We start from the raw sequence: 21,108 nt of genomic DNA, 5'->3' as shown, positions 1-21,108 counted from the left end.
CGTAACCGCCATGCGTATCAGGATCGTCGGAGCCGGAGCCATGGGCCGCGGCATCGCCCAGTGGGCCGCGGCGGCCGGGCACACCGTCGAGCTCTGCGACGTCCGGACCGAGGCGGTGACAGCGGCCGTGGACTTCGTGCGGTCCATGCTGGAACGCGCGGTCCAGAAGGGCCGGATGTCCCCCGAGGACTCCGCCGCCGCCCTGGGACGGCTGGTTCCGCTGGACGACCCGTGGGCGCGGGGCCCGGAGGTCGAGCTGGTCATCGAGGCCGTACGGGAGGACCTGGACACCAAGGCCGAGGTCTTCGGGAAACTGGAGCAGGCCCTGCCGGACTCCGCGGTCTTCGCCACCAACACCTCGTCCCTGTCGGTGACGCGGATCGCCGCCTCGCTGCGGGATCCGGGACGGCTCGCGGGTCTGCACTTCTTCAACCCCGTGCCGCTGATGAAGATCGTCGAGGTCGTGCCGGGCTCCGCCACCCGTCCCGAGATCCCGCCGGCCCTCACGGCGCTCGTCGAGAGCTGCGGCCACCGTGCGGTCACCGTCGCCGACACCCCCGGCTTCCTCGTCAACCACGCCGGCCGGGGTCTGGTCACGGAAGCCCTGGCACTGCTGGAGGAGTCCGTCGCGGACCCGGCCGGTATCGACCGGATCGCCCGCGACGTCCTGGGGCTGCGCATGGGGCCGTTCGAACTGATGGACCTCACCGGGCTGGACGTCACGGCCGCCGTGATCGACTCGATCTGGCAGGGCTTCCGCTACGAGGACCGGCTCCGCCCCTCTTTCCTCACCCCGAACCGCGTGACCGCGGGCCTGCACGGCCGCAAGACCGGACAGGGCTGGTTCGAGTACGGCCCCGACGCGCCCGCCCCGGCCCCGGAACCGCCGGTCACGGGTGACGCGGACCGGCCGGTGTTCGTGGCGGGCGACGAGGGGGACGAACTGCGGAGCGCGCTGAGCGCCGCCGGAGCGACGGTCGAGAGCGGCCCCGGGCCCTCGGAGAGCGCGCTGGTCCTCGTCCCCGTCTGGGGCACCACCGTCGCGGCGGCGGTGGCCTCGCAGGGGCTGCCCGCCGCGCGCACCTTCGGTGTGGACCCGCTGCCCCCGGCGGGCCGTCGCCGGGTGCTCGCGGTGACGCCCGCCTCCGGCCCTGCCGCCGCGCGGGACGCCCGCGCGGTGCTGGCCCGCGCGACGGACGGCGGGGAGCCCTGGGCCGTGTCGGTGGTGCGCGACACCGCGGGCTCGGTGGCGCAGCGGCTGCTCGCCTCGGTGGTCTCGGTCGCCGCCTCGATCGCGGAGCGCTCGCTGGCCACCCCGGCGGACATCGACCTCGCCGTGACGACCGGCCTCGGATACCCGGTGGGACCGCTGGCCTGGGGCGACCGGATCGGGGCCGCGCGGATGCTGGACCTGCAGCGGTCCCTGCACGCCACGACCGGCGACCCGCGGCACCGTCCGGCCCGCTGGCTCACCGAACGCGCTCAGCTGGGCCTGTCGCTGACGGAGCCGGGCACCTCGCCCGCCGCCTGCGCACAGCGGTGACCGCGCAGGGCCGTGACCGTTTCGTACAAGACCCGGTCACGGCCCCCGGCATACGGTCGTTCCATGACTCCACGACTCGACGCGATCTCCGTCACCACCGCCGACCTGGCCGCTTCGCTCGCCTTCTACCGCCGGCTCGGGCTCGACATCCCCGCGGACGCCGAATCCGCGCCCCATGTAGAAGTGGCGCTTCCCGGCGGGCAGCGCCTGCTGTGGGACACCGAGGACGTCGTCCGTTCCTTCGACCCCGGCTGGACGGGTTCGAAGGGCGGCGAGCGCCTCGGGCTCGCCTTCCTCTGTGACAGCCCCGCGGAGGTCGACGCGGTCTACGCCGATCTGACCGCCGCGGGATACGAGGGCCATCTGCAGCCCTGGGACGCCGTCTGGGGGCAGCGTTACGCGGTCGTCCTGGACCCCGACGGCTGCGCCGTCTCGCTGTTCGCCGCGAATCCCTCGTAGCCCGTCCCGGCCAGATAGCCGCCGAGCGTCGTGCCGGCCAGGTCCCGCACCTCACGGGCCAGATGCGCCTGGTCCGTACAGCCCGCGGCGTACGCGGCCTCGGCGTACGGCGTGCCCGCTCGTACGAGGGCCAGGGCGCGCTGGAGTCTCAGGACCCTGCCCAGCGTCTTGGGGCCGTAGCCGAAAGCGGCCAGCGAGCGGCGGTGCAGCTGGCGGGCTCCGAGCCCGACGGCGTGCGCGGTGGCGGCGACGGAACATCCCTGACGCAGTTGTGCGGCGACGGCCGCCGTGAGCGGGTCCGGGGGTTCGGTGCCGGCCGCCCGGCGCAGGGCGATGCTCTCCAGGGCGGCAGCGGGGTCGTCGGTCGCGGCGGTCCGCTCGGTCAGCCTGCGTACCTCGTTGCCTGACCAGAGCGAGTCGAGCGGGACCCGCCGGTCGCGCAGCTCGTGCGCCGGCACGCCGAGGAGCGCGGGTGCCGTGCCGGGGGCGAAGCGGATGCCCGCGCAGCTGCCGGAGAGCACCGCGGCCGGGGTGAACGCGTGGGTGTCGGGGCCCGCCACCAGCAGCCGGCCGCCGGCCCACAGCAGGTCCATGCAGCCGTCGGGCAGTACCGGCCGGGCGGGGTCACGCGGCCCGCTCCAGGTCCAGAGGACCGCGCCGCCGAAGCGCGATGCCCGTTCCTCGTACCGTGCGCCCATGGTCACCAGGCTACGTGGCGTCCTTGTCCCGGTTCGAGTGCAGCCGGGACTTCACGTCGTCCGGGGGGAGGAAGCGCGACCAGCGTTCGGGGAATTCGGAGGGCATGCACATGTCGTCGTCCTCCTCGTCGTCGGCGTACGCGTCCCAGTTCGCCGCCTGGGTGCGAGCCACGAGTTCCGCGGCCTGGGCGGCCTTGAGCCGGTCGCTGGTGGCACGGGCGGCGGCGGTGGCCAGCGAGGGCCACACACGGTCGATCGCGGCGTTCACGGCGGCACCGACAAGTACGGCGAAAGCGGATACACCTATCCAGAGCAGGACAGCGATGGGTGCGGCCAACGAGCCGTAGATGGTGGGCCCTTCGACCGTGCTCGTGAGGTAGATCCGTAGCAGGAAGCTCCCCAGCACCCACATCCCGAGCGCCACGAGTGCGCCGGGCACGTCCTCTATCCACGGCGAACGGACCGGCACGGACACGTGGTAGAGCGTCGTCAGGAACGCGATGGACAGCAATATGACCAGCGGCCAGTACATGACCGCGAGCACCTCGGTGCCCCACGGGACGAACTCCACCACCCGGTCGGGGCCGACCACCAGCAGCGGCAGCACCACCGCGCCCAGCAGCAGCGCGACGACGTACAGCAGGAACGCGAGCAGCCGCGTCTTGACGATGCCGCGGTGGCCGTCGAGCCCGTACATCACGGTGATGGTCTCGATGAAGACGTTCACCGCGCGTGAACCCGACCAGAGCGCGATCGCGAATCCGATGGAGATGACATCGGGGCGCGCACCCGTGGTGACGTCGGCTATGAGCGGTTTGGCGATGTCGTTGACGCCCCGCTCGGACAGCACCGTCTGCACCGCACCAAGGATGTTGCGCTCGATGGAGGCGACCGTGGTGGCGGCCGTCCAGTCGTCGACGTATCCGAGCAGCCCGATCAGGCCGAGCAGCAGCGGCGGCAGGGACAGCAGGGTGAAGAACGCGGCCTCGGCCGCGAGGCCGAGGATGCGGTACTCGATGCACGAATTGACCGTGTCCTTGAGCAACTGCCACGCCATCTGCCGCTTCGAGACGTTGCGGTAGAGGACTCGAGCCCGGTGGAGCCGACCCGGTGGCCGTTCGGGTGTTTCATTTGCTGCCTGCACCTCCTTACCGTATCGGCATGGCAGCAAGCACCCACACAGTGACCAACCAGGTTCCGCCGCTGGTCGGCTATGACGTCTACGCCGGTGACCGGGCGCTGACGGAGGCCGTCGAGCGGCACCTCGCGCCCGGGATCCTCGGCGAGGCCCGGGAGGAACTCAGCGCGCTGGGCCGGTCCGCCGGCTCGTTCCAGGCCCAGGAGTGGGGTGCGCAGGCGAACGAGAACCCACCGAGACTGCGCACTCACGACCGTTACGGGCACCGCATCGACGAGGTGGACTTCCACCCGTCCTGGCACCGGCTGCTGGGGCACGCGGTCACGGCCGGACTCACTGACGCCTGGGGCCGGCAGGGCGGCCATGTCCGGCGCGCGGCCGGGTTCCTGGTCTGGACGCAGGCCGAAGCGGGCCACGGGTGCCCGCTGTCGATGACGCACGCGGCCGTCCCGGCGCTGCGGACCGATCCGGCGCTGGCGGCGGAGTGGGAGCCGCTGCTGACCTCGCACGTCTACGAGGAGGGTCTGCGGCCCGCGTCGCAGAAGGCCGGTGTGCTCTTCGGGATGGGCATGACGGAGAAGCAGGGCGGCACCGACGTGCGGTCCAACACCACACGGGCCGAGGCGCTGGCGGGCGACGGGGAGTATCTGCTCACCGGCCACAAGTGGTTCTGTTCGGCGCCCATGTCCGACGGCTTCCTGGTGCTGGCGCAGGCACCGGGCGGGCTGAGCTGCTTCCTCGTACCGCGGGTCCTGCCGGACGGCGCCCGCAACGCGTTCGCGATCCAGCGCCTCAAGGACAAGCTGGGCAACCGGTCCAACGCCTCCAGCGAGGTCGAGTTCGACGGGACGTGGGCCCGCCGGGTCGGCGAGGAGGGGCGCGGGGTGCGCACCATCATCGAGATGGTGGCGGCGACCCGGCTGGACTGCGTGGTCGGTTCGGCGGCGCTGATGCGCCAGGCGGTGGCGCAGGCGATCCACCACAGCGCCTACCGAAGCGCGTTCGGCGGACTGCTGATCGAGAAGCCGCTGATGCGCAACGTACTGGCCGACCTGGCCCTGGAGTCGGAGGCGGCGACGACGCTCGCGCTGCGGCTGGCCGCAGCGTACGACGCCGACACGGAGGAGGAGCGTGCCTTCCTGCGGATCGCGGTGCCGGCCGCCAAGTACTGGGTGACGAAGCGGTGCACGGCGGTGGTCGGGGAGGCTCTCGAGTGCCTCGGCGGCAACGGTTACGTCGAGGAGTCCGGGATGCCCCGGCTGCTGCGCGAGGCCCCGCTCAACTCGATCTGGGAGGGCTCGGGCAACGTACAGGCGCTCGATGTGCTGCGTGCGCTGCAGCGTGAACCGCAGGCGCTCAACGCGTTCCTCCAGGAGGTCGGGAAGGCGCGCGGCGCGGACCACCGGCTCGACGCGGCGATCAAGGACCTGCTGACGGAGCTGGCGGATCTGGACGCCGTCGAGGCACGTGCCAGGCGGCTGGTCGAGCGGATGGCACTCGTGCTGCAGGGCTCACTGCTGCTGCGCTGGGCGCCGCCGGAGGTCGCGGACGCGTTCTGCGCCTCACGGCTGGGCGGGGACTGGGGCTCGGCCTTCGGGACGCTGCCGCACAGTCTGGATCTGGCCACGGTCGTGGAGCGGGCGCGGGCTCAGGAAGGCTGAGAGCTGTCCCGTGGGCGGCAAACGACGGAGGGTGGTGCTGCGCCGACACGGCACCACCCTCCACGCTTGTGCACCACCGCGCGGCGGGTCGAGGACTCCCCGTACGGCGTTCGGCCACTCTCGTACGATCTGCGCCCTGTCACCAGAGTTGCAAAGGGTTGCAACCATTGCGTGGAGTACGAGCCAACGGGTCCCCGGCACGGCAGGATGGTTCCTCAGGGCCTGGTTTCCCGCTACCGGACCGGGCCCACGCTTGTTGGGGGGACCGACATGGAATCACGCCCTGCCGCGCCGGCGCGGCCGGAAAACGCCTCATATCCCGCGATGACCGAGCGCCTGGTCCACCGTGCGCGGGAGGCCCGGCTGACGGGCGAGCGGACGGCGGCGGCTCCGCGCGCGGAGATCGACGCGTCCTGGGACCGTGTGCTGCGCAGCGGTATCGATCCCGAGCAGTCGCCGGAGAGCAGACTGCTGGAGACGGACGAGATCGAGCACCGGCGCAGGAGCACCGCGCTCGGCGAGGTCATGCCCCTGCTCCGGGAGGGGCTGGCCACGATCGCGGACGCGACACAGCAGATCATGGTCGTCACCGATACCGAGGGCCGGGTCCTGTGGCGTCAGGGGCATGCGGCCGTGATGCGGCGGGCCAAGGACATCTGCCTGGAGGAGGGTGCCGCCTGGGCGGAGTCGGCGACGGGGACGAACGCCATCGGCACCGCGCTCGCAGCGCGCACCCCCATCCAGGTCCACTCCGCCGAGCACTTCATCCGCGCGCTGCAGAGCTGGACCTGTGCGGCGGCCCCGGTGCGCGACCCCCGGGACGGCCGGCTGATGGGCATCGTCGACATCAGCGGGCCCGCCTCCACCTTCCACCCGGCGACGCTGGCCCTGGTCGGTTCGGTGGCCGCGCTGGCGGAGAGCGAGCTGCGCAGCAGGCACCTGGTGGCGATCGAGCGGCTGCGCTCGGTGGCCGCACCGATCCTGTGCCGGCTCGGCGGCCGCGCACTGGTGGTCGACACCCACGGCTGGCTGGCCGCCGTCAGCGGTATGCCGCCCCTCGACCGGCTGCCTCTGCCGAAGTCGCTGGAGCCGGGCACCGTCTGGCTCGCCTCGCTCGGGATGTGCCGGGTGGAGCCGCTGCCCGGCGGCTGGCTCGTGCAGGTCGAGGAGGGCGGGCACGACCGTTCGCCGCGCCGGGTGGTGCTCGACCTGAGCCGGGAGCGGGGGCTCACTGTCCATGTGGCTGGTCCTGTGGGCAGCTGGACACGCCGGCTCTCGCCCCGCCACGCGGAGCTGCTGTACGCGCTGGCCCTGCACCGGGAGGGGCGCACCGCGGCGGAGCTGGCCGAGGACGTCTTCGGTGACGCGACCAGGACGGTGACCGTGCGGGCCGAGATATCGCGCATGCGCCGCCATCTGGCGGAGGTGCTGGCGCACCGGCCTTACCGATTCCGCGAGGGGGTCGAGGTGGAGGTGGCCCACCCGGACGTGCCGGCCGATCTGCTGCCCCGCTCGACGGCTCCGGTGGTGCTCAGGGCGCGTATGCCCGCGGGGACGGTCTGAGCCGGCCGGGTTTGGGCAAGGGCCCGCCGTCGTGGTTTTCTGACCGCCATGAGCGACTCCACGCACAGCGCCCCCGCCCTCTCCGACGTGACCGTCTGGTATCTGGAACAGACGTCCCCCGCCGATCTGAGCCCCGCCGCCGCCCCCGCGGACGGAGTGACGGTCGCGCGCTCGGAGATACCGCTGCCCGAGTTCAGCCGTTTCCTGTACACGGCTGTGGGCGGGGACGTGCGGTGGACCGACCGGCTGGGCCTCACGTACGCGCAGTGGCAGGAGATCCTGGAGCGCCCGGGGGGCGAGACCTGGGTGGCGTACGAGAACGGGACCCCGGCGGGGTTCATCGAGCTCGACGCCCAGGAGGGCGGGGCGGTCGAGATCGCCTACTTCGGGCTGATCCCGGCCTTCCGTGGCCGGCGGATCGGCGGCCACCTGCTGTCGTACGGCGTGGCCCGCGCGTGGGACCTGGCCGAGCGCCATCCGGGGCGGAAGCCCACCGAGCGGGTGTGGGTGCACACGTGCTCGAACGACGGCCCGCACGCGATGGACAACTACCTGCGGCGTGGCTTCCGGCTGTCCGAGACCAAGATCGAGCAGGAGCCCGACGTCGCGAACCCCGGCCCCTGGCCCGGCGCGCACGCCTGATCACGGCCCTTCGTGTCGCTTTGTCGACAGGGAGGCGTGACCGACACCACAACGTCTCACATTTCGGGACCATCTCGTCCACATAATGGATCGTGGTGGACTGGCCCGAGATTCGCGTGACACGCTTCCGTCATGTCTGGAACTGGAATTGCCTTGGTGAGTCGGCGGCACGTCGACCTCGGCCGCATGTCCAGCGCCATCTGTCCGGTCCGCTGAGAGTCTCCAGCACCGCGATCTCCTGATTCCGCTCCACCCCTGCGCACCGCCGCGCCTCACGCGAGTGTGCAGTTCAGAGCCGCCCTCCTGCAGTCCCGAAGGACGTATAGCCATGGCCGCCATCCCCGAGAAGCCTGCTACCGCCACGCCCCGCCGCAAGGCCGGACGTCACCGTGGTGAAGGTCAGTGGGCCATGGGTCACTTCACCCCGCTCAACGGGAACGAGCAGTTCAAGAAGGACGACGACAGTCTCAACGTACGGACGCGCATTGAGACGATCTACTCGAAGCGCGGATTCGACTCCATCGACCCGAACGACCTCCGCGGACGTATGCGCTGGTGGGGCCTGTACACCCAGCGCCGGCCCGGCATCGACGGCGGCAAGACCGCCGTGCTGGAGCCGGAGGAGCTGGACGACCGCTACTTCATGCTGCGCGTGCGCATCGACGGCGGAAGGCTGACCACCGCGCAGCTGCGCGTCATCGGAGAGATCTCCGAGGAGTACGCGCGCGGGACCGCCGACATCACCGACCGGCAGAACGTCCAGCTGCACTGGATCCGCATCGAGGACGTCCCGGCGATCTGGGAGAAGCTCGAGGCCGTCGGGCTCTCGACGACCGAGGCCTGCGGCGACTGCCCCCGTGTGATCATCGGTTCGCCGGTGGCCGGGATCGCCGCCGACGAGATCATCGACGGCACGCCGGCGGTCGACGAGATCCACGAGCGCTACATCGGCAGCAAGGAATTCTCCAACCTGCCCCGCAAGTTCAAGACCGCGATCTCGGGCTCGCCGGTCCAGGACGTGGTGCACGAGATCAACGACATCGCGTTCGTCGGGGTGGACCACCCCGAGCACGGCCCCGGCTTCGACCTGTGGGTCGGCGGCGGGCTCTCCACCAACCCGCGGTTCGCCGAGCGCCTGGGCGCCTGGGTGCCGCTGGACGAGGTCCCCGACGTCTGGGCCGGTGTCGTCGGGATCTTCCGCGACTACGGCTACCGCCGGCTGCGTACGCGCGCACGTCTGAAGTTCCTGATGGCCGACTGGGGACCGGAGAAGTTCCGCCGGATCCTCGAGGACGAATACCTCAAGCGCCCGATGCTGGACGGACCGCCGCCCGCGCAGCCCTCCTCACGCTGGCGCGACCACATCGGTGTGCACGCGCAGCAGGACGGCCGCTTCTACGTGGGCTTCGCGCCGCGCGTCGGCCGGGTGGACGGCTCCACGCTGGCCAAGATCGCCGATCTGGCCGAGGCGCACGGCTCGGGCCGGGTGCGCACCACCGTCGAGCAGAAGATGCTCATCCTGGACGTCGAGCAGGACCAGGTCGAGTCCCTGTCCGCCGGTCTCGAGGCCCTGGACTTCCAGGTGAACGCCTCTCCCTTCCGGCGCGGGACGATGGCCTGCACCGGCATCGAGTTCTGCAAGCTGGCGATCGTCGAGACGAAGGCGCGCGGTGCCGCGCTCATCGACGAGCTGGAGCGCCGCATGCCGGAATTCGAGGAGCCGCTCTCGATCAACATCAACGGCTGCCCCAACGCCTGCGCCCGCATCCAGACCGCGGACATCGGCCTCAAGGGCCAGCTCATGCTGGACGGCGACGGCAACCAGGTCGAGGGCTACCAGGTGCACCTGGGCGGCGCGCTCGGCCTGGAGGCCGGCTTCGGCCGCAAGGTCCGTGGCCTGAAGGTCACCTCGGCCGAACTCCCGGACTACGTCGAGCGCGTGCTCGGCAACTTCCAGGAGGAGCGCGAGGAGGGCGAGCGCTTCGCGACCTGGGCGGCCCGCGCCAGTGCGGAGTCGCTGTCATGAGCGAGCGAGCCGCGCCGTTCTACTGCCCGTACTGCGGCGACGAGGACCTGCGCCCGCACGAGGCCGGCCACGGCGCCTGGGAATGTGCTTCCTGCAACCGCGCGTTCCAGCTGAAGTTCCTGGGTCTGCTGACCCGGGGACTCCAGCGCGACGACGTAGAAGGGGACGGGACATGACGGACACTCTGCAAGCAGCCGAGCTCACCGACGAGGCCCTGAAGGACCTGGCGGTGCGCGCCGGGCGCGACCTGGAGGACGCCTCCGCGAGCGACATCCTGAAGTGGGCGGCCGACACCTTCGGCAAGCGCTTCTGCGTCACCTCCTCCATGGAGGACGCGGTCGTCGCGCACCTGGCCTCCCGGGTCTTCCCCGGCGTGGACGTCGTCTTCCTGGACACCGGCTACCACTTCGAGGAGACCATCGGCACGCGGGACGCGGTGGACGCGGTGATGGACGTCAACCTCATCACGCTGACCCCGCGTCAGTCGGTCGCCGAGCAGGACGCCGAGTACGGCCCGAAGCTGCACGACCGCGACCCCGACCTGTGCTGCGCGCTGCGCAAGGTCAAGCCCCTGGAAGAGGGGCTGACGGCCTACGCGGCCTGGGCGACCGGACTGCGTCGCGACGAGTCCCCCACCCGGGCGAACACCCCGGTCGTGGGCTGGGACGAGAAGCGCCGCAAGGTCAAGGTCTCGCCCATCGCCCGGTGGACCCAGGAGGACGTGGACGCCTACGTCGCCGAACACGGCGTTCTGACCAACCCGTTGCTGATGGACGGTTACGCCTCCGTCGGCTGCGCGCCCTGCACCCGGCGGGTGCTGGAGGGCGAGGACGCACGGGCCGGCCGCTGGGCCGGGCGTGGCAAGACCGAATGCGGGCTGCACGGCTGATGACGACTGATCAGGAGATATCGATGAGCGTGACGGAGACGGGAGCCACCGTCTGGCTCACCGGTCTGCCGAGCGCGGGCAAGACCACCATCGCCTACGAGCTGGCGGGCCGGCTGCGCGCCGACGGGCACCGGATCGAGGTGCTCGACGGTGACGAGATCCGGGAGTTCCTCTCCGCGGGCCTCGGCTTCTCCCGCGAGGACCGGCACACCAACGTCCAGCGGATCGGCTTCGTCGCCGAACTGCTGGCCGCCAACGGCGTGAAGGTCCTCGTCCCCGTCATCGCGCCGTACGCCGACAGCCGTGACGCCGTACGCAAGCGTCACCAGCAGGAGGGCACCGCGTATCTGGAGGTGCACGTCGCGACCCCGGTCGAGGTGTGCTCCGAACGCGATGTGAAGGGGCTGTACGCCAAGCAGGCGGCGGGCGAGATCAGTGGTCTCACCGGGGTCGACGACCCCTACGAGGCACCTGAGTCGCCGGATCTGCGGATCGAGTCGCACCAGCAGACCGTGCAGGAGTCCGCAGCGGCGCTTCGTGCGCTGCTCACCGAGAGGGGCCTGGCGTGAGCACTGTCGCCACCGTGCCGGAAGGCACCGTCAACCCGTACGCGCTGAGCCACCTGGACTCCCTGGAGTCTGAGGCGGTGCACATCTTCCGTGAGGTGGCGGGGGAGTTCGAGCGGCCGGTGATCCTCTTCTCCGGCGGCAAGGACTCGATCCTGATGCTGCACCTCGCGCTGAAGGCGTTCGCTCCCGCGCCCATACCCTTCACGCTGCTGCACGTGGACACCGGACACAACTTCCCCGAGGTCCTCGAATACCGCGACCGCACCGTGGAGAAGCACGGACTGCGCCTGCACGTGGCCTCCGTCCAGGACTACATCGACGCGGGCAAGCTCCGCGAGCGCCCCGACGGCACCCGCAACCCGCTGCAGACCGTCCCGCTCACCGAGGCCATCCAGCAGCACCGCTTCGACGCCGTGTTCGGCGGCGGACGACGCGACGAGGAGAAGGCCCGCGCCAAGGAGCGCGTCTTCTCCCTGCGCGACGAGTTCTCCCAGTGGGACCCCCGCCGCCAGCGTCCCGAGCTGTGGCAGCTCTACAACGGCCGCCACGCCCCCGGCGAGCACGTCCGCGTGTTCCCCATCTCCAACTGGACCGAGCTCGACGTCTGGCAGTACATCGAGCGTGAGGGCATCGAGCTCCCGGAGATCTACTTCGCCCACGAGCGTGAGGTCTTCAGCCGTTCCGGTATGTGGCTCACCGCCGGCGACTGGGGCGGCCCCAAGGAGCACGAGAGGACCGAGACCCGCCAGGTCCGCTACCGCACCGTCGGCGACATGTCCTGCACCGGTGCCGTCGACTCCGACGCCACCACCCTGGACGCCGTGATCACCGAGATCGCCGCCTCCCGGCTCACCGAGCGGGGCGCGACCCGCGCCGACGACAAGATGTCCGAGGCCGCGATGGAAGACCGCAAGCGCGAGGGGTACTTCTAGACATGACCACCACCACCGAGCAGTTGTCGGCCACCACCCTCCTGCGGTTCGCCACGGCAGGGTCCGTCGACGACGGCAAGTCCACCCTCGTGGGACGCCTGCTGCACGACTCCAAGTCGGTCCTCACCGACCAGCTGGAAGCCGTCGCGCTCGCCTCCACCAACCGCGGCCAGGAAGCACCCGACCTGGCACTGCTGACCGACGGCCTGCGCGCCGAGCGCGAGCAGGGCATCACCATCGACGTGGCGTACCGCTACTTCGCCACGCCCCGGCGCCGGTTCATCCTCGCCGACACCCCGGGCCACGTGCAGTACACCCGCAACATGGTCACCGGCGCCTCCACCGCGGAACTCGCCGTCGTCCTCGTCGACGCCCGCAACGGCGTCGTCGAACAGACCCGCCGCCACGCCGCCGTGGCCGCCCTCCTGCGCGTCCCCCACGTCGTCCTCGCCGTGAACAAGATGGACCTCGTGGACTACGCGGAGCCCGTGTTCGCCGCGATCGCCAAGGAGTTCACCGCGTACGCCGCCTCCCTCGGCGTCCCGGAGATCACCGCGATCCCGATCTCCGCGCTGGCCGGCGACAACGTCGTGGAGCCGTCCGCCCACATGGACTGGTACGGCGGCCCGACGGTCCTGGAGCACCTGGAGACGGTGCCGGTCAGCCATGACCTGACCGAGTGCCACGCGCGCTTCCCGGTCCAGTACGTGATCCGCCCGCAGACCGCCGAGAACCCCGACTACCGGGGCTACGCCGGTCAGATCGCCGCCGGGGTGTTCCGGGTCGGCGAGAGGGTCTCCGTGCTGCCGTCCGGACGCACCACGACGATCGAGGGGATCGACGCACTCGGCGAGAGCGTCGACATCGCCTGGGCCCCGCAGTCCGTGACGATCCGGCTGGGCGACGACATCGACATCTCCCGGGGCGACCTGATCGCTCCGGTGGACGACGCCCCCGCCGTCACGCAGGACGTCGAGGCGACCGTCTGCCACGTGGCCGACCGGCCGCTCACCGTCGGCCAGCGGGTACTGCTCAAGCACACCACCCGCACCGTCAAGGCGATCGTCAAGGACATCCCGTCGCGCCTCACGCTCGACGACCTCTCCCAGCACCCGGCTCCCGGGCAGCTGGTGGCCAACGACATCGGCCGGGTCGTCGTCCGTACCGCCGAGCCGCTCGCGCTCGACGCCTACGCGGACTCGCGGCGTACGGGCTCGTTCCTGCTGATCGACCCCGCCGACGGCACGACGCTGACGGCCGGCATGGCGGGCGCCTCGTTCGCCGCCGCCACCGAGGGCGACGCGGACGCGGACACCTCGGCCGAGGACGCGGAGTGGGACTTCTGATGATCACCGATTTCTTCTCGACCTTCGCGAAGGAGGGCGGCCGGGTCGGCAGCGGCGCCCTCGGCAGCGGCCAGGGCGGGGTCGGGCGATGTGCGTGATGACGTACGCGCACTGCCTGCGCGCCCGCTCGTACCACCCGCACCGCCAGTTCAGACGAAGACCTGCCGACCGCCCGGCCGCGCCACCCGACTCCTGGGGGACGTGAGCACCGGGCCAACGAGAGGAAAGCCTCCCGTGCCTGCCACCCGTACCACTCTCCGCCGCAGCCTCGCCGCTGCCGCCGCTCTGCCGCTGCTCGCCATGGCGGCCACCGCCTGCGGCTACGGCTCCGAGGCGAAGGACGACGACGCCGCGAAGTCGAACGTCTCCGCCGACGGGAAGAAGCTCTCGACGGACACCGTGAAGATCGGTTACTTCCCGAACCTCACGCACGCCACCGCCCTGGTCGGTATCCAGGAAGGCCTCATCGCCAAGGAGCTGGGCGGCACCACGGTCAAGCCCTCGACGTTCAACGCGGGGCCCTCCGAGATCGAGGCGCTCAACGCGGGTTCGATCGACATCGGCTTCATCGGCCCCTCCCCCTCGATCAACGGCTACGCCAAGTCCAAGGGCCAGAGCCTGCGGATCATCGGCGGCTCGGCCTCCGGCGGCGTGAAGCTCGTCGTCGACCCGAAGAAGATCAAGACCCTGGACGACCTCAAGGGCAAGAAGATCGCCACCCCGCAGCTCGGCAACACGCAGGACGTGGCGTTCCTCAACTGGATCTCCGAGAAGGGCTGGAAGGTCGACGCCCAGAGCGGCAAGGGCGACGTCTCCGTGGTCCGTTCGGACAACAAGGTGACTCCGGACGCCTTCAAGTCCGGCTCCCTGGACGGCGCCTGGGTCCCGGAGCCGACCGCCTCCAAGCTGGTCGCCGAGGGCGGCAAGGTCCTGCTCGACGAGTCGAAGCTGTGGCCGGACGACAAGTTCGTCATCACGAACATCATCGTGTCGCAGAAGTTCCTCTCCGAGCACCCGGACGTCGTGGACGCGGTGCTGCGGGGCACGGTGAACACCAACAAGTGGATCAACGCCAACCCGGACAAGGCGAAGGCCTCGGCCAACTCGGCACTGGAGAAGCTGAGCGGCAAGGCGCTGCCCGCCGACGTCCTCGACCCGGCGTGGGAGTCCATCCAGATCACCGATGACCCGCTGGCCGCCACGCTCCAGGCGCAGGCGGACCACGCGGTCAAGGCCGGCCTGCTGGAGAAGCCCGACCTCAACGGCATCTACGACCTGAAGCCGCTGAACAAGATCCTCAAGGCCGCAGGACAGCCCGAGGTCGCCGACGCCGGTCTCGGCGCCAAGTAGCCCACCCGACCGCACCAGCATCCCTGAAGATTCCCAGGAGGTGACGACCATGGCGACCACCACCCTCACCAAGGCCGAGGACCGTGCAGCGGTCGAGTACGCCGCTCGTATCCGACACGTCTCCAAGTCCTTCGCCGGACCCACGGGGCAGCAGCTCGTCCTGGACGACATCACGCTCGATGTCGCTCCGGGTGAGTTCGTCACCCTCCTGGGAGCTTCCGGGTGCGGTAAGTCCACGCTGCTCAATCTCGTGGCGGGGCTCGACCGTCCGACCGCGGGGTCCATCGAGACCCCCGGCGGGCGGCCGGCCCTGATGTTCCAGGAGCACGCCCTCTTCCCGTGGCTGACCGCGGGCAAGAACATCGAACTGGCCCTGCGTCTGCGCGGGGTGCCGAAGTCGGACCGCCGCCCGGAGGCGGAGCGACTGCTGGAGCTCGTGCGCCTCGGCGGGGCGTACGGGAAGCGGGTGCACGAACTCTCGGGCGGGATGCGCCAGCGGGTGGCGATGGCCCGCGCACTCGCCCAGGACAGCCAGCTGCTGCTGATGGACGAGCCGTTCGCCGCGCTCGACGCCATCACCCGCGACGTGCTGCACGACGAGCTGACCCGGATCTGGCGCGAGACGAACGCCTCCGTCCTCTTCGTCACCCACAACGTGCGCGAGGCCGTGCGGCTCGCTCAGCGCGTCATCCTGCTGTCGTCGCGTCCCGGCCGGATCGCCCGGGAGTGGACCGTCGACATCGAGCAGCCGCGCCGCATCGAGGACACCGCCGTGGCGGAACTGTCCGTCGAGATCACCGAACAACTGCGTGGGGAGATCCGCCGACATGGCCAGCACTGAAACCAAGGCCGACGACCTGGCGGGTCTCGAGGCGGGCCTGGACGCGCTCGACGCCGTACAGGTGCGCAGGACGCCGACCCGCGAGATCCTGCTCAACAAGGTCCTGCCGCCGGTCGTCGCGGTGGTCCTGGTTGTCCTCGTCTGGCAGCTGCTGGTCTGGGCGAAGGTCACCGACGACTACAAGCTGCCGCCGCCCGCGGCGGTCTGGGACAGCCTGACCGACATGTGGGTGCAGGGCACCCTGCTGGAGGTCATCTGGACCAGTGTGTCGCGCGGTCTGCTCGGCTTCGTGATGGCCGTCGCGATCGGCACGCCGCTGGGTCTGCTGGTCGCGCGGGTCAAGGTGGTCCGGGCTGCGATCGGCCCGATCCTGTCCGGGCTGCAGTCCCTGCCGTCCGTGGCGTGGGTGGCGCCGGCCATCATCTGGCTCGGCCTCGACGACAAGACGATGTACGCGGTGATCCTGCTCGGCGCGGTCCCGTCCGTAGCCAACGGCCTGGTATCCGGTGTCGACCAGGTGCCGCCGCTGTTCCTGCGCGCGGGCCGCACGATCGGCGCGACGGGCCTGCGCGGAACGATCCACATCGTCCTGCCGGCGGCGCTGCCCGGATATCTGGCGGGCCTCAAGCAGGGCTGGGCGTTCTCCTGGCGTTCGCTCATGGCCGCCGAGATCATCGCCTCCTCGCCCGACCTGGGCCTGGGACTCGGCCAGTTGCTGGAGAACGGCCGGAACAACTTCGACATGCCGGGAATCTTCCTGGCGATCCTCCTCATCCTGTTCGTCGGCATCGCGATCGACCTGCTGATCTTCAGCCCGCTGGAGCGGCGGGTGCTGCGCAGCCGCGGTCTTCTCGTCAAGAGCTGAGTGACATGTCTGCCCCCGTTCTCCTCGTCATCGCCCACGGCAGCCGCGACCCGCGGCACGCGGCGACCGTGCACGCGCTCACCGCGCGCGTGCGGTCGCTGCGGCCCGGGCTGCGTGTGGAGACCGGCTTCCTGGAGTTCAACGCCCCTTCCGTGCCGCGCGTGCTGGAGCGTCTGGCCGCGGAGGGGGCGGACGAGGTCGTCGCGCTTCCGCTGCTGCTGACCCGGGCGTTCCACGCCAAGTCGGACATCCCTTCGGTCCTGCGTGAGGCCCGCACCCGGCTCCCCCGGCTGCGGATCAGCCAGGCCGACGTCCTCGGCCCGTCGCCGCTGCTGAACGCGGCGCTGGAGCAGAGGTTGTACGAGGCCGGGGTGGCCCCCGGCGACAAGGGCTCGACCGGGCTGGTCCTGGCCTCGGCGGGCTCCACAGACCCGGAGGCGATCGCAGTGATCGCTGAAATCGCGCGGGAGCTGCGGCACACCGGTTGGTGCGCCGTGCGGCCTGCGTTCGCCTCCGCTGCAATTGCCGGGGAATCCGCCCGCACCGCCGACGTGGTGCGCGCCCTGCGGGCCGACGGCGTACGGCGGGTCGCCGTGGCGCCGTACGTGATCGCCCCCGGCCGGCTCCCCGACCGTATCGCCGCGGGCGCCGAGGAGGCCGGGGCCGATGTGCTGGCCGGTGTCCTGGGGCCGTCCCCCGCACTCGCCCGGCTGCTGCTGACCCGGTACGACGAAGCGCGCGTGCCGGTCGCCGGGGCGATGACTGCCTAGTCAGACGTCCCGCACCCACGGCCGCAGCTTCTCCGGGTTGCGGACCGCCCAGATGCGGGTGACGCGGCCGTCGACGACATCGAACGAGGCTACGGTCATGACGGTGCCGGCACTGTGGGCCACCAAACCCGGCACACCGTTGACCGACCGCTCGATGAGTTCGAGCCCCGGAGCCTTGTCGGCGATGGCGACCATGTACCGGGCGATGCGCGCACCGCCTTCGATGGGGCGCAGGACGGCACCGACCATTCCGCCGCCGTCGGCGGTCATCACGGCGGCCGGGTCGAGGAGGTCGACGAGGGCCGCGATGTTCTTGGTCTCCCAGGCCTCTTTGACCTGCCGCACCGCGTCGGCCTGCCCGGCCGCCGTCACCGGGGCCTGCGTGACACGCACCCGCCGCCGGGCGGAGGCCGCGAGCTGCTTGCAGGCAGCGGAGCTCCGGCCGAGGATGCCGGCGATCTCGGCGAAGGGGTAGCGGAAGACGTCGTGCAGGACGAACGCCACCCGCTCGGCGGGTGTCATCGACTCCAGGACGACGAGGAACGCCGTGGTCACCGATTCGTCCAGGACTATCTGGTCAGCGGGGTCGGTGTGACGGCCGTGGTCCCGCCCGGCGTGGTCGGGCAGTGGGTCGGGCAGCCACGCACCGACATAGCGTTCACGCCGGGCCCGCGCCGAGCCGAGCACGTCCAGGCAGATGCGGCCGGTCACCGTCGTCAGCCAGGCGCCGGGGGACACGATCTCGTCCTGCCGGCTTCGTGGCAGCGCGTACCAGCGCGCGTAGGCCTCCTGCACGGCGTCCTCGGACTCGGTGAGTGAACCGAGCAACCGGTAGGCGACGTTGATCAGTTGGCGCCGCTCGCCGGCCACCTCGTCAGTGCCCGTCCCAGCCGTCCCCATGCTCCTGACCGCCCCTCGCCTTACCTCTCGCAGGCCCGCTTCGTCGGACCGGTGAGACCTTATCGATCCACTGCCTCCGGGCGGAAAAGGGGACTGCGGCATGGCGACCCAGGCGACGGCACAGCACCGCTTCTCGTTTCTGCAGATCGCGATAGCCCTGCAGACGCTGACCATCTTCCTTCAAGCGGTCTCCGCCGGGCTGCTGCTGACCTCGTCCTACGGAGAGACGCTGCACAGCGCCGGAGCCCGGGTGATGTACGGGGCGTCGATGCTCTACGTGCTCGCGGCGGTTCTGGCGTGGAAGCCGGGCGGCGGCTCACGCCGGCCCATTTGGTACGCGTCCGGCTTCCTTCTCCTCGCCTCTGTGCAGGTCGTGCTCGGTATCGCGCACGTACCGTCGGTCCATCTCCCGCTGGGCGTCCTGATGTTCGGGCTGAGCGTGCTGGCGCTGGCTCGGCGTTGAGAAGCGCTATCGGCCGAAGTCGAGGCTGCCGGTGCGCTCGCGCTTCAGCTCGAAGAAGTCCGGGTGGCCTGCCAGGACCCGGAAGCTGTCGAAGAGCCGTGCGGCCTCCTCGCCTCGCGGGACGGAGTTGAGCACAGGCCCGAACCACACGGTGCCGTCCACATGGATCGTCGGCGTGCCTACGTAGGAACCGGCCGCGGGGTCCTTACCCCGGTCGTGGCTGCGGCGTACGGCTTCGTCGTACGTGTCCGTGTGCGCGGCCTCCGCCAGGGCGGCGGGCAGGCCCAGTTCGGCCAGGGACTCGGCGACGACGGCGTCGAAGTCCTCGTTCTTCTCGCGGTGGATGCGCGTGCCCAGAGCGGTGTAGAGGTCCCTGAGGACAGCGGGCCCGTGGTCCGCCGCCGCGGCGGCGGCGACCCGGACCGGGCCGATCGATCTGTCGACCAGTTCGCGGTACCAGTCGGGGAGTTCGTTGCCCGTGTTGTGCAGATGGAGGCTCATGACGTGGAAACGGAGCTCGATGTCGCGCTCCCGCTCCACCTCCAGCATCCAGCGGGAGGCGATCCAGGCGAACGGGCAGGCGGGGTCGAAGTAGAAGTCGACCGCCGTCCTGCCCGCTGTCTTGTTCACGTGGGTGCTCATACGAGGAGCGTAGAGAGGCTGTGGCCCGCGGTTCTGGGCCATTCGGCCATCGATTCGCTGGGCCACCGGCGCCCCTCACCGCATCAGGCCGCGGCGCCCCGCGGGTCCCGGCCGCTGAGGGCCAGAGCACGCTCGAAATCGGACGCTCCTGGGGGCGTGGCGACTTCGCCGGCGAAACCCTCGTACTGCCGGTAGAGCGCGGCAGTGCCCTCGACCGCGTCCAGGAGGAAGGCCGCCGCCGGGCCGGAGAGCCGGAACTCCTGGCCCGTGGCCCGGGCCACGTCCCAGCCGTGCAGCGCGGTCTCCATGATGAGCATCGTCGCGATGTCCGGAGCCGGGGAGGAACCGTGCCCGGTGTCGATGGAGCCCTCCCAGGCCGCGAGGTCGGACCAGGCGGCGACCGCACGCTCCAGCTGGGCCGTGTACCGCTCCGGCCAGTCGGCGTCCGCCGTGAAGTCACGGGCCGTCAGCTCGTCGGGGATGGGGGTGCGCAGGGCACGGTGTTCCAGCCCGTGTGCGCTGTAGAGCACCCAGTGGTTGGTCAGCTCCCGTAGGTCCCAGCCGTGGCAGGGAGTCTCGGTGGAGGCCGGCAGCGTGGCGTCGATACCCCGGGCGATCCGGGCGGACTCGGCTGCGCATTCGGTCATGTGCTCGTACGCGTTCTTCATGTGCTCATCCTGCGTTCCGCCCGGGCGGCCGGTCTTGAAGAAACGCGACAGCGGACCGGGCGTGGTCAGGACGCGGCGTCGGCCAGGGCGGTGAGCTCGGCCACCGTCATCGACCCGGCGGCACGCCGCTCCCTGGCGAAGGCGTTCGCGGTGCGCCGCAATACGTCGTTGACGGGTGTGGGGATGCCGTGCTGCCGGCCGAGCAGGGCGATCTCACCGTTCAGGTAGTCGGCCTCGATGGTGCCGGTGCCACGGCTGAGGCTCTGCCATGACGACCCGCCGCCCCGCTCGGAGCCGTCGAACGGGTCGAAGCGGATCCTGTCGCCGCGGGCCGCCTCCTGCTCCTCGCTTCCGGTTGCCTCGATACCTGCCGCCGCGAGCACCGCCCGCCCTTCGGTGCGCGCCCGCTCGAAGAGGGCGTAGCCGGCCGGGCCGTTCAGCACACCGGTGACCGCCTCGATGGCGTTGGCGAGGTTGGAGAGCAGCTTGGCGTACTTCCAGCGCATCACGTCCTGGACGACGGGGGCCTCCAGTTTCGCCTTCTCCCAGTCGGCGGCGACGGCGCGCACGGTGTCGTCGGTCCCGGACGGATACCGGCCGAGGTGCAGGATGCCGGTGAGCGGGGCTCCGGCGGCGACGACCCGGCCCGGCTCCACGAAGCTCGCGGGGAGATAGACGCAGCAGCCGTAGACGCGGTGGAATCGGCGCAGGGCCAGGCGTTCGCTCTCGACGCCGTTCTGCGCGCAGATCAGGGGGAGTCGCTCCCCCGCCGTCCCGCCGCCCGCCACCGGCCTGGCGCTCCATGCGTCGAGTGCCGCGACGGCGTCCTGCGTCTTGACGGCGAGGACGAGGACGTCGTCCGGTTCGAGTTCCAGTGCCGCCGGGCCGTCGACGACGGGGAGGCGGTGGGTGCGGGTGCCGTCCGGCGTGGTGAGGCGCAGCCCGTCCTCCCGCAGGGCGGCGTACTGCGTCCCTCGCGCGACGAGGACCACCTGATGGCCCGCCTCCGCGAGCCGTCCGCCTATGGCGCCGCCGACGGCGCCCGTTCCCACGATGATGTAGCGCATGTTCGCGAGCCTGGCACACCGCCCGGCCCCACGGGAAGCGGGTACGGCAACGGGCCGCGCTCGGGGAGCGCGGCCC

General features: G+C 71.1%; 23 protein-coding genes. 17 read left to right on the top strand and 6 right to left on the bottom strand.

Features of this window, described 5'->3' with window-relative positions; translation table 11 throughout:
* Positions 1-10 precede the first annotated feature (10 nt).
* Positions 11-1,543: a 3-hydroxyacyl-CoA dehydrogenase gene (locus ACFWFI_RS19845; protein WP_387391736.1), complete on the top strand. Its 1,533-nt coding sequence runs from the start codon at positions 11-13 to the stop codon at positions 1,541-1,543.
* 63 nt (positions 1,544-1,606) lie between these two features.
* A complete protein-coding gene (locus ACFWFI_RS19840) occupies positions 1,607-2,002 on the top strand; it encodes a VOC family protein (RefSeq protein WP_387391733.1) in 396 nt (131 codons plus the stop codon).
* On the opposite strand, the gene ACFWFI_RS19835 is transcribed toward ACFWFI_RS19840, so the two are convergent.
* Both ACFWFI_RS19835 and ACFWFI_RS19830 read right to left on the bottom strand, forming a co-directional pair.
* Positions 1,939-2,700: a DUF6597 domain-containing transcriptional factor gene (locus ACFWFI_RS19835; RefSeq protein WP_387391730.1), complete on the bottom strand. Its 762-nt coding sequence runs from the start codon at positions 2,698-2,700 to the stop codon at positions 1,939-1,941. The two genes, ACFWFI_RS19840 and ACFWFI_RS19835, sit on opposite strands and share 64 nt — an antisense overlap.
* Before the next feature lie 10 nt (positions 2,701-2,710).
* Positions 2,711-3,757 carry a YihY/virulence factor BrkB family protein gene (locus ACFWFI_RS19830; RefSeq protein ID WP_387391751.1) on the bottom strand — a complete coding sequence of 349 codons (1,047 nt, stop codon included), beginning with the start codon at positions 3,755-3,757 and terminating at the stop codon, positions 2,711-2,713.
* Between the two features lie 104 nt (positions 3,758-3,861).
* Between ACFWFI_RS19830 and ACFWFI_RS19825 the strand changes: the two genes are divergently transcribed.
* The 14 genes from ACFWFI_RS19825 (at position 3,862) to ACFWFI_RS19760 (ending at position 17,292) form a co-directional block, all read left to right on the top strand.
* Positions 3,862-5,499: an acyl-CoA dehydrogenase family protein gene (locus ACFWFI_RS19825; RefSeq protein ID WP_387391727.1), complete on the top strand. Its 1,638-nt coding sequence runs from the start codon at positions 3,862-3,864 to the stop codon at positions 5,497-5,499.
* A 324-nt stretch (positions 5,500-5,823) separates the two neighbouring features.
* Positions 5,824-7,062: a GAF domain-containing protein gene (locus ACFWFI_RS19820; protein WP_387391724.1), complete on the top strand. Its 1,239-nt coding sequence runs from the start codon at positions 5,824-5,826 to the stop codon at positions 7,060-7,062.
* Between the two features lie 48 nt (positions 7,063-7,110).
* Positions 7,111-7,704 (top strand): GNAT family N-acetyltransferase, encoded by a 594-nt coding sequence (locus ACFWFI_RS19815; RefSeq protein WP_387391721.1) that lies wholly within the window; start codon positions 7,111-7,113, stop codon positions 7,702-7,704.
* Positions 7,705-7,836: 132 nt separating this feature from the next.
* On the top strand, positions 7,837-7,920 hold the full coding sequence (locus tag ACFWFI_RS19810; protein ID WP_349817346.1) for a putative leader peptide: 84 nt from the start codon (positions 7,837-7,839) through the stop codon (positions 7,918-7,920).
* A 112-nt stretch (positions 7,921-8,032) separates the two neighbouring features.
* Positions 8,033-9,730 (top strand): nitrite/sulfite reductase, encoded by a 1,698-nt coding sequence (locus ACFWFI_RS19805; protein ID WP_387391718.1) that lies wholly within the window; start codon positions 8,033-8,035, stop codon positions 9,728-9,730.
* Complete coding sequence (locus tag ACFWFI_RS19800) at positions 9,727-9,906, top strand: hypothetical protein (RefSeq protein WP_387391715.1); 180 nt, start codon at positions 9,727-9,729, stop codon at positions 9,904-9,906. The genes ACFWFI_RS19805 and ACFWFI_RS19800 overlap by 4 nt, the downstream gene beginning before the upstream one ends.
* Positions 9,903-10,619: a phosphoadenylyl-sulfate reductase gene (locus ACFWFI_RS19795; protein ID WP_387391712.1), complete on the top strand. Its 717-nt coding sequence runs from the start codon at positions 9,903-9,905 to the stop codon at positions 10,617-10,619. Before ACFWFI_RS19800 ends, ACFWFI_RS19795 begins: the two co-directional genes overlap by 4 nt.
* Positions 10,619-11,188: an adenylyl-sulfate kinase gene (gene cysC / locus ACFWFI_RS19790; RefSeq protein WP_387391709.1), complete on the top strand. Its 570-nt coding sequence runs from the start codon at positions 10,619-10,621 to the stop codon at positions 11,186-11,188. The genes ACFWFI_RS19795 and cysC overlap by 1 nt, the downstream gene beginning before the upstream one ends.
* Positions 11,185-12,120: a sulfate adenylyltransferase subunit CysD gene (cysD, locus tag ACFWFI_RS19785; RefSeq protein WP_387391706.1), complete on the top strand. Its 936-nt coding sequence runs from the start codon at positions 11,185-11,187 to the stop codon at positions 12,118-12,120. The genes cysC and cysD overlap by 4 nt, the downstream gene beginning before the upstream one ends.
* A gap of 2 nt (positions 12,121-12,122) precedes the next feature.
* Positions 12,123-13,466, top strand: a complete 1,344-nt coding sequence (locus tag ACFWFI_RS19780) for a sulfate adenylyltransferase subunit 1 (protein ID WP_387391703.1) — start codon at positions 12,123-12,125, stop codon at positions 13,464-13,466.
* Positions 13,467-13,700: 234 nt separating this feature from the next.
* Positions 13,701-14,816 carry an aliphatic sulfonate ABC transporter substrate-binding protein gene (locus ACFWFI_RS19775; RefSeq protein WP_387391700.1) on the top strand — a complete coding sequence of 372 codons (1,116 nt, stop codon included), beginning with the start codon at positions 13,701-13,703 and terminating at the stop codon, positions 14,814-14,816.
* 49 nt (positions 14,817-14,865) lie between these two features.
* Positions 14,866-15,657 carry an ABC transporter ATP-binding protein gene (locus ACFWFI_RS19770; protein ID WP_387391697.1) on the top strand — a complete coding sequence of 264 codons (792 nt, stop codon included), beginning with the start codon at positions 14,866-14,868 and terminating at the stop codon, positions 15,655-15,657.
* On the top strand, positions 15,644-16,522 hold the full coding sequence (locus tag ACFWFI_RS19765) for an ABC transporter permease (RefSeq protein WP_387391694.1): 879 nt from the start codon (positions 15,644-15,646) through the stop codon (positions 16,520-16,522). The genes ACFWFI_RS19770 and ACFWFI_RS19765 overlap by 14 nt, the downstream gene beginning before the upstream one ends.
* Positions 16,523-16,527: 5 nt before the next feature.
* The gene (locus tag ACFWFI_RS19760; protein WP_387391691.1) at positions 16,528-17,292 is read left to right on the top strand and encodes a sirohydrochlorin chelatase; all 765 of its coding nucleotides are present in this window, start codon (positions 16,528-16,530) and stop codon (positions 17,290-17,292) included.
* Here ACFWFI_RS19760 and sigJ read toward each other — a convergent pair whose 3' ends face one another.
* The gene (gene sigJ, locus ACFWFI_RS19755) at positions 17,293-18,192 is read right to left on the bottom strand and encodes an RNA polymerase sigma factor SigJ (RefSeq protein ID WP_387391688.1); all 900 of its coding nucleotides are present in this window, start codon (positions 18,190-18,192) and stop codon (positions 17,293-17,295) included.
* A 100-nt stretch (positions 18,193-18,292) separates the two neighbouring features.
* On the opposite strand from sigJ, the gene ACFWFI_RS19750 reads away from it, so the two are divergent.
* The gene (locus ACFWFI_RS19750; protein ID WP_387391685.1) at positions 18,293-18,655 is read left to right on the top strand and encodes a hypothetical protein; all 363 of its coding nucleotides are present in this window, start codon (positions 18,293-18,295) and stop codon (positions 18,653-18,655) included.
* A 6-nt stretch (positions 18,656-18,661) separates the two neighbouring features.
* On the opposite strand, the gene ACFWFI_RS19745 is transcribed toward ACFWFI_RS19750, so the two are convergent.
* The 3 genes from ACFWFI_RS19745 to ACFWFI_RS19735 all read right to left on the bottom strand — a co-directional run bounded on the left by ACFWFI_RS19745 (position 18,662) and on the right by ACFWFI_RS19735 (position 21,032).
* Positions 18,662-19,297: a mycothiol-dependent nitroreductase Rv2466c family protein gene (locus ACFWFI_RS19745; protein ID WP_387391682.1), complete on the bottom strand. Its 636-nt coding sequence runs from the start codon at positions 19,295-19,297 to the stop codon at positions 18,662-18,664.
* A gap of 83 nt (positions 19,298-19,380) precedes the next feature.
* Entirely contained in the window at positions 19,381-19,965 is a 585-nt protein-coding gene (locus ACFWFI_RS19740; RefSeq protein ID WP_387391679.1) for a TIGR03086 family metal-binding protein, read from the bottom strand.
* Positions 19,966-20,030: 65 nt separating this feature from the next.
* Positions 20,031-21,032 carry a ketopantoate reductase family protein gene (locus tag ACFWFI_RS19735; RefSeq protein ID WP_387391676.1) on the bottom strand — a complete coding sequence of 334 codons (1,002 nt, stop codon included), beginning with the start codon at positions 21,030-21,032 and terminating at the stop codon, positions 20,031-20,033.
* Positions 21,033-21,108 lie beyond the last annotated feature (76 nt).

Origin of the sequence: Streptomyces sp. NPDC060209 (assembly GCF_042728155.1) — a bacterium.
GTDB lineage: Bacteria > Actinomycetota > Actinomycetes > Streptomycetales > Streptomycetaceae > Streptomyces.
Note: the sequence above shows the minus strand (reverse complement) of the source record. Positions and strands in the feature narration are given on the sequence as shown.